A 13,061-nucleotide genomic window follows, 5' to 3' on the forward strand; every position below is an offset into this window, starting at 1 on the left:
GGGGTGACATGACCGGGGGCTTCCCGGGATCCGCCCGGACCCGCGCCTCTCTCGCCGGCGGGGCTGACATACCGGGGCTCCGCCCCGGACCCCGGTCCTCGAACGCCGGGGTCGGGGGCGGGGCCCCCGAGCGCGGTGCCGCAGACGGCTACGGCACCCGGGGAACGGACTGCTGCTTGTTGTCCTGGGGCCGGGGCTCCGGGTCGTCGCCCGAGACAGCGAGCCACGTGCCCAGGCCGACGGCGGCGGCCAGGGCCACCGCGACCGCGGACAGGGTCAGGCGCCGTTTGCGGGCGGCCTCGGCCCGGTGGCGGGCGGAGCCGGGCCGGTGGCCGCCGGCCGGCCGCGGCACGCGGGCCGTGCCCAGCGCCCCGCCGGCCAGCTCGTCCGGCCCCGGGACCCGCATCGAGGTGTGGGTGTCCCGGTTGGAGTCGGTCGCGGACCCCGGCACCAGCGGGACCACGCCCCGGCGCCGCACCGGGTCGGCGGACGGTTCCTCCGAGGCCTGCGGCTCCGGCTCCGCGTCGTCGGGCTCGTCCACGTCCAGCGGCGGCATCCCGGCCAGCATCGGCAGCAGGTCCCGCAGCCGGACCGACAGCTCCGAGGCCCGCAGCCGTGAGGCCGGGGCCTTGGCCAGGCACTGCACGATCAGCTGCCACAGCTCGTCGGGGATCCCCGGCAGCGGGACGACCGTCTCCGTCACGTGCCGCCGCAGGACCGCGCCCGGGTGGCCGCCGCCGAAGGGGGTGAATCCGGCCAGGAGCTCGTACAGGACGGTGGCCAGGGCGTATATGTCCACCGCCGCACGCGGGGGCAGGCCCTCCACGATCTCCGGGGCCAGGTAGTCCGGGGTGCCGATGATGCGGGTCGTCGGGGCCGTGGCCCGGCCCGCGGACGCCCGCCGGGGTGAGTCGATCAGCTTGGCGACGCCGAAGTCGGTCAGCAGGGCCGGGTGCGAGCCGCCCGGGCCGAGCGGGCCCTGCATGTCCAGCAGGACGTTCTCCGGCTTGACGTCCCGGTGCACGACCCCCGCCGCGTGCGCCGCGGCCAGCGCGTCGGCCACGTCCGCGACGATCGCCACGGCCGCCTCTGGGGCGAGCCGGCGCTCGCGGTCGAGCCGCGTGCGCAGGTCCGTACCGCGTACGAGGTCCATGACGAGGGCGAGGTCGTTGCCGTCCACGACGAGGTCGCGGACGGAGACGACGTGCGGATGCTCCAGGCCGAGCAGGGCGCTGCGCTCCTGGACGAAGCGTCCGACCAGTTCCTGGTCGGAGGCGAGGTCCTCGCGCAGCAGTTTCACGGCGACGGGCCCGTCAGGCCCCTCGCCCAGCCACACCGTGCCCGCGCTGCCGCGTCCCAGGATCTGGTGCGCGGTGTACCGGCTGCCGATTTTCCGTGCCACGACTGCTCCCTCAGTGGCTGGCGTACGCCCCAAAGCTACGCGGCCGCGTGGGCTTCGGAGGCCAGCAGGGGGCCCGATTCGCGACGACCTTCACTTCTGCGGGCGAAATCACGTCCTGGATGTCGACAAATCCACGAAGTCGGCGCTACGGGACGCCCCCTAGGGTGCGGAGGAGCCGGAAGAGCCGGAGGAGCCCGCCGAGTCGCCGATCGTGGTGACCCAGTCGACGATGCCGGTGCCCCAGGTCCACACCTGGTCCCACCATCCCTTGCCGGTGCCGATCCACTCCTGGAGCGGGGTCAGCTCCCAGACGAGCCAGCCGGCCACGAAGAACACCAGGATCAGCACCAGGCAGCCCTTGAGGCAGCCGAGGCCGGGGATCCGCACCGGGTTGGCGCTGCGGCGGCGCGGCTCGCGCGGCTCCCGGGGGGCCGGCGGCTGCGGCGGAGCCTGCTGGGGCTGCTGCGGCTGGCGGTACTGCGGCTGCTGGGGCTGCTGGTACTGCTGGGGCTGGCGCTGCTGCGGCTGGTAGTGCTGCGGCGGGGGCGGCGGCGCGTACTGCTGCTGCGGAGGCTGCTGGGGCTGGCGGTACTGGGGCTGCTGCGGCTGCTGGTACTGCTGCGGCGGCGGGCCCTGCCGGTACTGCTGCGGCTGCTGGGGCCGGTGCTGCGGCGGCGGGGGCGCCTGGCGCTGCGGACGGCGGCGCAGCGGGTCGTCCTCGGGGTCGAGGTACTGGATCTGCGTCTGCTCGTTGCGGTCGCGGGCGGCCGCCATCTGCGTCTGCCACGGGTGCGGCGCGTCCGGCTGCTGCACGGGCGGCATGACCGAGGTCGGGTCGGCGCCGGGGCCTCCCGCGCTCGGCAGCACCGACGTGGCGTCGGCGGCGCCGACCGGCGGCATGACGCTGGTCATGGCGTTCGGGTCGTAGGCGCCCATCGGGGAGCCCGCCCCGGAGGGCAGCACCTGGGTCGGGTCCGCGGCGCCGGGGGTCTCGGGGACCGGGGCCGGCGAGGGGTCGGGCGCGAGGAGGGCGCCCACGCCGAGCGCGGCCTCCACCTCGGCGCCCGTGGAGTGCACGCCGATGCCGGCGGCGACCACGCGCAGGCCGCGGGCCAGGTTCGCGGCGCTGGGGCGCTCGTTCGGCTCTTTGCGCAGGCAGCGCTCGATGATCGTCCACAGCGGCTCGGGCACGGTCGAGGGGCGCTGCGGCTCCTCGCTGAGGTGGCGGTGGAGCACTTCGAGCGCGGTGCCGCCGGCGAACGGCGGGCGGCCGGTGAGCAGCTCGTAGAGCAGGATGCCGGCGCCGTAGATGTCGACGGCGGAGGTCTGCGGGCGGCCCTCGGCGGACTCGGGGGCGACGTAGGCCGGGGTGCCGACGAACTCGTGCGTGCGGGTCAGGCCCGGGGAGTCGGCGAGGCGGGCGATGCCGAAGTCGGTCAGCATCGGCTTCATCTGCCCGCCGCGCTCGTCGAGCAGCACGTTGGCCGGCTTGAGGTCGCGGTGCACCACTCCGTCGGCGTGGCTGGCGGCGAGCGCGTCCGCGATCTGGGCGGTCAGCAGGCTCGCGGCGACGGGGGTGAAGGGGCCGTTCTCGCGCAGGTACCGGTGCAGGTCCGGGCCGTCGATCAGGTCCATGACCAGGGCCAGCAGGTCGCCCTCGACGACGAGGTCGCGGGTGCGCACGATGTTGGGGTGGGTCAGGCGCAGCAGGACCGAGCGCTCCCGCAGGAAGCGCATGACGATGTCGGCGTCCTGGGCCAGCTCCTCCTTGAGGACCTTGATGGCCACGGTCTCGCCGGGCTGGCCTGCGACGGCCGCCTCCGCGCCGGCGGTCTCCCGCTGGCGGGCGCGCCAGACGGTGCCCGTGGCGCCGCGCCCGAGCGGCTCCTCGAGCAGGTATTTACTGCCGACTGGCCGCACGTCTCGCGCTCCCCTGCTGTCGTCTGCTGTGGTCGTTCCGTCGAGTGGTTTTTCCGGCCCACTCTAGGGGGTGTCCCCCCGGAAGACGCCGGTCCGCCGAGGTTGGTTGCCGCACATATGTACGGAGGGTGACGTTTCCGGGGTATGCCGGAGGCGATTTTCCCCCTCTTTCCCCCGCTCGCGGTCCGGTTTCGATCGGGCCCCGGGCCGGCCCGCGACAGTACAAGATCATTTATTGCCGGGTGCCGGGCGTGTTGTCCGCGACAGGTGCGAGGATGCACCCGTACGGAACGGCACGGGACGGGAGCCCCGCCTTCCGGGCAGACCTGACCGGACGACGCGTCCGTGCCGGGCGGGGGGCGATCGGGCAGTCATGTCACGACGATCCCCTGCCGGGCGCACACACCGCGCACCGCGCAGAAGGGACCGCTGACGGCGATGCAGATCCGGCTGACCGTCCTCGGGTCGCGCAGCGGCCACCAGACCGCGACCGCCCCCGCGAGCTGTGACGTGCTCGTCACCGCGCCCGCCGGCACCGCGCTCGCCGCGGTCGCCTCCGGGCTCGCGGCCACCGTCGGCGGCCCCGACACCGGGGGCACGGTCGTGCTGTACGCGGGCTCCGAGCGCCTCGACCTCCAGCGGCGGGTGCTGGGCGAGCCGCCGCTGGTGGACGGCGCGGTGCTGGCGCTGCACTCGCCGATGCCGGACGTGCTGCCCGAGGACGGCCTCGGCGCACCCCAGCTGCACGTCGTGGCCGGACCCGACGCGGGCGGGGTGCACCTGCTGCACGACGGGCAGATCCGCATCGGCCGGTCCGGCGACGCCGACGTGCCGCTGGACGACCCCGACGTGTCCCGGATGCACTGCGCGGTGACGGTGATCCGCGACGGCCGGGTCGCCGTCGCCGACCTGGACTCCACGAACGGCACCACCCTCGACGGCTCCCCGGTCGGGACCCAGCCGGTCGCCCTGCCCCCGGGGGCCTTGCTGCGGGTCGGCGAGTCCACCCTGCGGCTGGCGCCCGCGGGCGCGCCCGCGCTGCCGGTGACCCCGGACCAGGAGGGGCACCTGGCCCTCGCCGCACCCGCCGCACCCACCGGCCCCGCCGGCCCCGACGGCCCCACGGGGGCCTTCCCCGACGGCACGCACACGGCGGCGGGTGCCCGCGGCCCGGCCGGCGCCGGGCCGTACGGGCCGCCCGGCCCGCACGCGCCGTCCGCCGTCCCCGGCGGGGCGCCGGGCGCCTCCGGCACGGCCGCGGGCACCGCCGGGCCCTACGGACCGGCCGGTGCGACGGGCGCGGCCCACCCGGGTGCCCCCGAACCCGCCGGCGGCCCCGGCCCGGACGGGGCCCGGACCGGATCCGGCCGCCGCAAGGGCCTCGGCGCGTGGGCCCGTAAATGGGTGCGCGGGGAGGACGTCGGGCAGGCCGCCCCGGAGGCCGTCGCCACCGCCGCCGCACCCCACCCGGACGACCCGGCCGCGCTGCTGCTGGCCGCGATGGGCCCCACCGGGCGACTGTGGTCCCGTACGCCCGGGCGGGCCGGTCACGCCGCGCTGCTGGAGGTCGGGCTCGGCGCCGGGAGCCGGGTGTCCCTGCCCTCCGTCGGCGCCCTCGGCATCGCCGGCCCGCGGGCCCGGCTGTCCGGGGCCGCCCGCTGGGTGGTCGCACAGCTCGCGGGGCTGCACGCCCCGGGGCAGCTGGAGATCGTGCTCGTCTGCGCCGACCGGGCCCGTCCGCTCGCCGACCGGCGGCGCGACTGGGGCTGGCTGGGCTGGCTGCCCCACGTACGGCCCGGGCACGGCCAGGACTGCCGCCTGCTCCTCGCGTACGACCGCGACCAGGCCGCCGCCCGCACGGCCGAGCTGACCCGGCGCCTGGACGACGGACCGCTCGGCGCGCACTGGGCGAGCGCCGCCCCCGAACGGGTCCGGGAGGCGGCCGACGCCTACGAGGGCCCCTACACGCTCCTCGTCCTCGACGGCGATCCCGGGACCGGCGCGCTGCGCGACATCACCGGCCGGCTCGCCTCGCACGGTCCGGCCGCCGGGATCCACGTCCTGGCGCTCGCCGAGGCCCCGGCGGCCACCCCCGCCTCGCCGGTCGCCGAGACGTACGAGACCGCCTGCGCGGCCACCCCCGCCTTCCGGGACTGCGGTGCGGTCGCCCTGCTCAGCGGGGACGTGGCCACGGCCGTACGGACCTTCGCGGTCCGCGGCGGCGTGCCGGTCCCGTCCGGGGGCACCGCCGTCTCCGACGCCGTCTCCACCGCCTGGGCCGAGCGGTTCGCCCGGGCACTGGCGCCCCTGCGGCCCACCGACGGCGCGGCCGTCGGGCCGAGCCGTCCCACGGCCGCCGCGCTGCCCGCCACGGCTCGGCTGCTGGACGAGCTGGGGCTGGCGCGGGCCACCCCGGCCTCGCTGATGGCCCGCTGGGCGGCCGCCACGGACCAGGGGCAGGGCCAGGGCGGCCTGGCCGAGATCGTGCTGGGCAGCGGGCGGCGCGGTCCCGTCGGCACCGAGCTGGTCCACGACGGCCCGCACCTGATCGTCGAGGGGCCCGCCGGGAGCGGCCGTACCGAGCTGCTGCGCTCGGTGGCGGCGTCGCTGTCCGCGGGCGCCCGTCCGGACCGCCTCGGGCTGGTCCTGCTCGACGGGGCGGGCGGCGAGCGCGGCGACGGGCTGCTGCCCTGCACCGAACTCCCGCACGTCTCCGCCCACCTGGTCGCCTCCGATCCGCTGCGCATGCGGGAGTTCGCGCAGGCGCTGGGCACGGAGCTCAAGCGGCGCGCCGAGCTGCTGGACGGCGTGCCCTTCGCCGAGTGGCACGCGCAGCGCGAGGTGTCCGGCCGGATGGTCGCGCCGCGCCGGCCCGCCCCGGGCGAGGTCCGCGGCGACGGCGGCCCGTCCTCCGGCTCGCCGGGCCACGGCGAGCCGGTACGGACGGGAACGCTGCGGCTGCGCGCCTCCGCCACCCGTACGGATCCGGTCGGGCCGAGCCCGCTGCCGCGCCTGGTGGTGCTGGTGGACGACCTCGACGCGCTGGTCGCGCCCGGTCTGGGCAGCGCGGGCCGCCCCGCCGCCGGTTCGGTGGTCCGGGCGCTGGAGGCGGTGGCCCGTGACGGCGCCCGGCTCGGCGTGCACCTGGTGGCGAGCACCTCCCGCCCGGACCGTACGGCCGACACCGGCCCGGCCCGGCTGGCGGCCCTGCGGGTGGAGCTCGAAGCCCCGGACCAGCCGGGGCCCGGCCGCGGCGTGCTCCGCTTCGCGGACGGCCGTACGGTGCCGTTCCAGGCGGGCCGGGTCACGGGTCGGATCCCGCGGACGGCGACCCTGCGGCCGACGGTGGTCCCGGTGGAGTGGGAGCGGATGGGCGATCCGCCGGCCCGCCGGCCGGTCCGCGAGCTGGGCAACGGCCCGACCGACCTCGCGCTGCTGGCCAGCGCCCTGGACCGGGCCGCGCACCTGGTCTCGGCGATACCCGTGCTGTTCCCGCCGGCGCCCTAGGGAGTGTCCGCACAGTAGCGTCGGCCGCCCGGAGGGCGGGCGCCGCGCAGGCGGGACCTTGCGGACACGACCTAGCGTCCCCCCGACGCGGTATTGCGGGGGCGCGCGGGTCGGCGTAGACCTTGTGGTCCGGGACACACCACGGGTATCGGGGGCAGAGCCATGCGCGAGCACGGAACGGGCCGTACGCATCTCAAGTGGGCGGCGCTGGCCGTCGCGGGCGCGCTGGCGCTCACCGCCTGCGGGGGCGACGCCGACGAGGAGCCGTCGGCGCCGCAGGGCGCCACGGCCTCGCCGGGGGTGGAGTTACCGAAGCTGGACGGGGAGAAGCTCCAGGTCGCGGCGGTCTGGACGGGGCCCGAGCAGGAGAACTTCACCAAGGTCCTCAAGGAGTTCGAGAAGCGGACGGGGGCCACCGTCACCTTCGTCCCGGCCCAGGACCCGATCGTCACCTTCCTCGGCACGAAGATCGCCGGCGGGGCTCCGCCGGACGTCGCGCTGCTGCCGCAGGTCGGGGCGCTGGTCTCGGCGGTCCAGAACAAGTGGGCGCAGCCGGTGGGCCCACAGGCGCAGGCTCAGCTCGACAAGAACTACTCGGCGGGCTGGAAGTCGCTGGGCGCGGTCGGCGGCACCCAGTACGGCGTCTACTACAAGGCCGCCAACAAGTCGCTGATCTGGTACAACGCGAAGGCTTTCGAGGCTGCGGGCGTCAAGCCGCCCAAGACCTGGAAGGAACTGATCGCCGCGGCGGACACGCTGTCGGCGTCGGGCACCCCGGCGGTGTCGGTCGCGGGCGCGGACGGCTGGACGCTGACGGACTGGTTCGAGAACATCTACCTCTCCCAGGCGGGCCCGGAGAAGTACGACCAGCTGGCCAAGCACCAGATCAAGTGGACCGACGACAGCGTCAAGCAGGCCCTGACCACGCTCGCCGAGCTGTTCGGGCGCAAGGACTTCCTGGCGGGCGGTACGAGCGGCGCGCTGGCCACCGAGTTCCCGAAGTCGGTGACGCAGACCTTCACGGGCGGCGACCGGCCGGCGGCCGCGATGGTCTTCGAGGGCGACTTCGTCGCGGTGAACATCGGGCAGACCGAGGCGAAGGTCGGCGAGGACGCCCTGGTCTTCCCCTTCCCGGCGGTCGGCGCCAAGGCGCCGGTGGTCTCGGGCGGTGACGTGGCCGTCGCGCTGAAGCCCTCGAAGGGCGCGCAGGCACTGCTGACCTTCCTGGCGTCGGCGGACGCGGCGCAGATCCAGGCGCGCGAGGGCGGTTTCGTCTCCCCGAACAAGGCGGTCGACCCGGCGGCGTACCCGAACGACATCCAGCGGAACATCGCCAAGGCGCTGATCGCGGCGGGCGACGACTTCCGCTTCGACATGTCCGACCAGGCACCGGCGGCCTTCGGCGGGACGCCGGGCGCGGGCGAGTGGAAGGCGCTCCAGGACTTCCTGGCGAACCCCTCCGACGTGGCGGGCACCCAGGCGAAACTGGAGGCGGACGCGGCCAAGGCCTACGGGAACTGATCCCGTGACGGCCTCCGCCGCGCACGGTCTGTCCGCCGAGGCACGGCGCCGCCGCCTGGTGGCGGCGGCGTTCCTCCTGCCGGCCCTGGTGCTGCTCGGGGCGCTCGTCGTGCACCCGATCGGCTACTCGCTGTACCGCAGCTTCTTCGACCGATCCGGCGAGGTGTTCGTCGGCGGCGACAACTACCGGGAGATCTTCACCGACGACGGCATCCGCACCGCCCTGAAGAACACGGCGGTGTGGGTGGTGCTCGCCCCGGCCACGGCCACCGCGCTCGGGCTGATCTTCGCGGTGCTCACCGAACGGGTGCGCTGGGGAACGGCGTTCAAGCTGCTGGTGTTCATGCCGATGGCGATCTCCATGCTGGCGGCGGGCATCATCTTCCGGCTCGTCTACGACCACGACCCCGACCGGGGCGTCGCCAACGCGGTCTGGGTCGGCGTCCACGACACCTTCGCGCAGTCCTCGGCCTTCCCCAAGGCCCGTCCGGGCCGCGACTCGCCGCTGGCGGACGCCGGCGGGGGCGCCTTCGTGACCCGCGAGCCGGTCCGCGCGGGCAGCCCGGTGCTGCTCCCGCTGGTCGGCGTGGCCCCGGAGGCGCTGCCGGAGGGGACCCGTACGGCGGGCGCGCCGGAGGCCGAGCCGGGGAAGGTCACCGGCACCGTCTGGCAGGACTTCACCCGCGGCGGGGGCGGCGCGACGAACGTGGTCGACCCGAGCGAGCAGGGCTTCTCCGGGATGCGGATCGAGGCGGTCAAGGACGGCCGGGTGGTCGACACGGCGACGGCCCGCGCCGACGGCACCTTCACCCTGTCCGCGAAGGCGGACGGGGCACTGCTGCGGCTGCCCGCGGCCAACTTCCGGGAGGCGTACGGCGGGGTGGAGTGGCTCGGCCCGGCGCTGGTCACCCCGGCGGTCATCGGGGCGTACGTGTGGATGTGGGCCGGTTTCGCGATGGTGCTGATCGGGGCCGGGCTGGCGGCCGTGCCGCGCGAGCTGCTGGAGGCGGCGCGGGTGGACGGGGCGAACGAGTGGCAGGTGTTCCGGCGGATCACCGTCCCGCTGCTGGCGCCCCTGCTGGTGGTCGTGCTGGTCACGCTCGTCATCAACGTCATGAAGATCTTCGACCTGGTCTTCGTGATCGCGCCGGGTGCGGTCCAGGACGACGCGAACGTGCTCGCGCTGCAGCTGTACCGGACGTCCTTCGGCACCGACGCCGATCCGGGTCTGGGCAGCGCCATCGCCGTGCTGCTGCTGGTGCTGGTGGTTCCGGTGATGCTCGTGAACATCCGCCGCCTGCGGAAGGAGGGGGCCCGATGAGCCGTTCCGACGCGGCGCCGGACCCGAGGGGAGAACTCCGCCCGTCCGTCCGTGAGAACCGCGCCCCGTCCGGCGGCGGCGAAGCCGGACGGGGCAGCCCGAGCGGCGCGGGCGACCCGGCCCGCCGGACCCGGCGTGCGACGACGTGGGCCGAGCGCGCCGCGGGCGGTCTGGCCGGTGGGGCGTTGCGCGTCTTCCTGGTCGTGGCGGCGCTCTTCTGGCTGCTGCCCACGCTGGGGCTGCTCGTCTCCTCCCTCGTCGCCCCGACCGACCTGAACGACGGCGGCTGGTGGCAGGTGTTCGGCGCGCCCTCGCGGCTGACCGCCGACAACTACGAGCGGCTGCTGGCCAACGACACGATCACCGGTTCGCTGCTGAACACGTTCGCGATCGCGGTGCCGGCCACCCTGCTCGTGCTGGCCCTCGGCGCGTTCGCCGGATACGCCTTCGCCTGGCTGGAGTTCCCCGGCCGGGACTGGCTCTTCCTCGTCGTCGTCGGGCTGCTCGTCGTACCCGTACAGGTGGCGCTGATCCCGGTGTCGGAACTCTTCGGCACCATCGGCCTGTTCGAGACCACGGCGGGCGTGGTGCTCTTCCACACCACCTTCGGTCTGCCCTTCGCCGTGTTCCTGCTGCGCAACTTCTTCGCGGAGATCCCGCGCGAGCTGCTGGAGGCGGCCCGTCTCGACGGGGCGGGTGAACTGCGGCTGTTCACGCGGGTGGTGCTGCCGCTGGGCGGCCCGGCGATCGCCTCGCTCGGCATCTTCCAGTTCCTGTGGGTGTGGAACGACATGCTGGTGGCGCTGGTCTTCGCCGACTCGGCCAACCCGCCGATCACGGTCGCGCTCCAGCAGCAGGTACGGCAGTTCGGGAACAACATCGACGTGCTGGCGCCCGGCGCGTTCCTGTCGATGGCGGTCCCGCTCGTCGTCTTCTTCGCGTTCCAGCGGCAGTTCGTCACGGGGGTGATGGCCGGCGCGGTCAAGTAGGCCTCGAGACCCCCGGCTGACGTGCGGCGTTGACACTGCGTAACCCGAATGCCACACGGTGCGTAACCCGATCGCCACGCCGGGGGTTCCTGGGCAATATGCCCGCGCCGACCCCTGGATGTGCCGTGCCCCGGTTCAGCGTCATCGTGCCCGCGTACAAGGTCCAGGCCTATCTCCAGGAGAGTCTGGACTCGGTCCTGACGCAGTCGTACCCGGACCTGGAACTGATCGCCGTCGACGACGCCTCCCCCGACGCCTGCGGTTCGATCATCGACGAGTACGCGGCCCGCGACCCCCGGGTGACCGCGGTGCACCTGGCGCACAACCTGGGGCTGGGCCCGGCGCGGAACGCGGGCCTGGCCCGGGCCACCGGCGACTACCTGATCTTCCTCGACGGCGACGACACCCTCACCCCGGGCGCCCTGCAGGCCCTCACCGACCGGCTGAAGGCCACCGGCTCCCCCGACGTCCTGGTCTACGACTACGCGCGCGCCTACTGGTCCGGGGACGTCGTGCGCAACCGGCTCTCGCACCGGCTGTCCGAGGAGGGCCCGGCCAGCTTCCGGCTCGCCGACCGCCCCGCCCTGCTCGCCATGCTGATGGTGGTGTGGAACAAGGCGTACCGCCGTGAGTACGTCGAGCGCGAGGGCCTCGCCTTCCCGCCGGGGCTCTACGAGGACACCCCCTGGACCTACCCGGCGCTGCTGGCCGCGGAGTCCGTCGCCGTCCTGGACCGGGTCTGCGTGCACTACCGCCAGCGGCGCACCGGATCGATCCTGACCACCCGCACCGCCCGCCACCTGGAGATCTTCGACCAGTACGACCGGGTCTTCGGGTACCTCGCCGGGCGGCCCGAGCTGGAGCGCTGGCGCTCCACCCTGCACCGCCGGATGGCCGAGCACTTCTGCGCCGTCCACGCCGACCCGCGCCGCCTCCCCCGCGCCAGCCGGGCCGAGTTCTTCGCCCGGGCCTCGGCCCTGCTGCGCCGCTACCGCGCCCCGGGCGGCCGGAGTTCGCTGCCGCTGTCCCTGTCGCGGACCGACCGGATCCGGCACGCCCTGATGCGGCTGGGCGCCCGGCGCTGCTACCGGCTGCTGTCGGTGTTGCGCTCGGCGGGGCTGGCGCTGGGGCGGGCCGCCTCGGCCCTGGGGCGGGGCCTGCGCGAGTCCTCGCTGCGGCTGCACTACCGGGTCCAGCGGCTGCTGCCGCTGCGCCCGGAGCTCGCGGTCTTCTCCGCGTACTGGCACGGCGGCTACGCCTGCAACCCGGCGGCGATCGAGGCGAAGCTGCGGGAGCTGGCGCCCCGGATGCGGACGGCGTGGATCTGCGACCCGGCGCACGCGGCGACGCTCCCGCGGGAGACGGTGGCGCTGCGCCCCGGTTCGGCGGCGTACTGGAGCGCCCTGGCCCGGGCCGGGTACCTGGTCACGAACGTCAACTTCGACCGCGCGCTGGTCAAGCGGCGCGGCCAGGTCCTCCTCCAGACGCAGCACGGCACCCCGCTCAAGCGGGTCGGCCTCGACCTCCAGGACCGGCCGGCGGCCACCCCGACCACGGACTTCGCGGGCCTGCTGCGCGGCGCCGACCAGTGGGACTACCTGCTCTCCGCGAACCGGCACTCCACGCTGGTGTGGGAGAAGGCGGTCCCGTCCTCCTACACCACCCTCGAATACGGCTATCCGCGCAACGACGTCTTCCACCGGGCGACGCGCACGCAGGTGCTGGAGCTGCGCGAGCGGCTGGGCATCCCGGCGGGCTCGACGGCGATCCTGTACGCGCCGACCCACCGCGACTACCGCCGCAGCAGGCCGGACCACCTGGACTTCGAGCGGCTCCTGCGGGACCTGGGCCCGCGCTTCACGCTGCTGGTCCGCACGCACCTGACGTACGCGGACACCGACCGCGCGTGGGATCCCCACCCGCGGCTCGTGGACGTCTCCGCCCACCCGTCGGTGGAGGAGCTGTGCCTGGCCTCCGACGCGCTGGTCACGGACTACTCGTCCCTGATGTTCGACTACGCGGCGCTGGACCGGCCGATCGTGATCCACGCGGACGACTGGGAGGCGTACGAGGCGGCCCGGGGCACGTACTTCGACCTGCGGTCGTGTCCGCCGGGAGCGATCGCCCGCACCCAGGACGAGCTGGTGGACATCTTCACCACGGGCCACTGGCAGGGCTCCCGCTCCGCCCAGCTGCGCTCGGCCTTCCGCGCCCGCTTCTGCTCGTACGACGACGGCCACGCGGCGGAGCGCGTGGTCCGCCGGGTCTTCCTGGGCCAGGCGACCCCGACCCCACCGGTGACTCCCCTCCCGGACCGCAGCCCCACCCCCTCGGCCCCGGCCCCGGCGCCCGTCCCGGAGCCGACCCTGGCCCACGTCTGGCCGTAGCCGCAGGTGCGCAC

At 75.2% G+C, this 13,061-nt stretch carries 7 protein-coding genes; 5 read left to right on the forward strand and 2 right to left on the reverse strand.

What is annotated here, in order from left to right:
- Nucleotides 1-148 precede the first annotated feature (148 nt).
- Complete coding sequence (locus tag IG86_RS0125885) at nucleotides 149-1,402, reverse strand: serine/threonine-protein kinase (RefSeq protein WP_030825397.1); 1,254 nt, start codon at nucleotides 1,400-1,402, stop codon at nucleotides 149-151.
- A gap of 159 nt (nucleotides 1,403-1,561) precedes the next feature.
- Nucleotides 1,562-3,322 carry a serine/threonine-protein kinase gene (locus tag IG86_RS0125890; RefSeq protein ID WP_030825400.1) on the reverse strand — a complete coding sequence of 587 codons (1,761 nt, stop codon included), beginning with the start codon at nucleotides 3,320-3,322 and terminating at the stop codon, nucleotides 1,562-1,564.
- 438 nt (nucleotides 3,323-3,760) lie between these two features.
- On the opposite strand from IG86_RS0125890, the gene IG86_RS0125895 reads away from it, so the two are divergent.
- From IG86_RS0125895 to IG86_RS0125915, 5 genes are all read left to right on the forward strand, one after another.
- A complete protein-coding gene (locus IG86_RS0125895; protein ID WP_030900045.1) occupies nucleotides 3,761-6,829 on the forward strand; it encodes an FHA domain-containing protein in 3,069 nt (1,022 codons plus the stop codon).
- A gap of 162 nt (nucleotides 6,830-6,991) precedes the next feature.
- Nucleotides 6,992-8,350, forward strand: a complete 1,359-nt coding sequence (locus tag IG86_RS0125900; RefSeq protein ID WP_030900047.1) for an ABC transporter substrate-binding protein — start codon at nucleotides 6,992-6,994, stop codon at nucleotides 8,348-8,350.
- 4 nt (nucleotides 8,351-8,354) lie between these two features.
- The gene (locus tag IG86_RS0125905) at nucleotides 8,355-9,671 is read left to right on the forward strand and encodes a carbohydrate ABC transporter permease (protein WP_051785402.1); all 1,317 of its coding nucleotides are present in this window, start codon (nucleotides 8,355-8,357) and stop codon (nucleotides 9,669-9,671) included.
- Entirely contained in the window at nucleotides 9,668-10,660 is a 993-nt protein-coding gene (locus IG86_RS0125910; RefSeq protein WP_078906034.1) for a carbohydrate ABC transporter permease, read from the forward strand. Before IG86_RS0125905 ends, IG86_RS0125910 begins: the two co-directional genes overlap by 4 nt.
- Nucleotides 10,661-10,785: 125 nt before the next feature.
- Nucleotides 10,786-13,047 (forward strand): bifunctional glycosyltransferase/CDP-glycerol:glycerophosphate glycerophosphotransferase, encoded by a 2,262-nt coding sequence (locus IG86_RS0125915; RefSeq protein ID WP_037943041.1) that lies wholly within the window; start codon nucleotides 10,786-10,788, stop codon nucleotides 13,045-13,047.
- Nucleotides 13,048-13,061 lie beyond the last annotated feature (14 nt).

It is taken from the genome of Streptomyces virginiae, from assembly GCF_000720455.1.
GTDB lineage: Bacteria > Actinomycetota > Actinomycetes > Streptomycetales > Streptomycetaceae > Streptomyces > Streptomyces virginiae.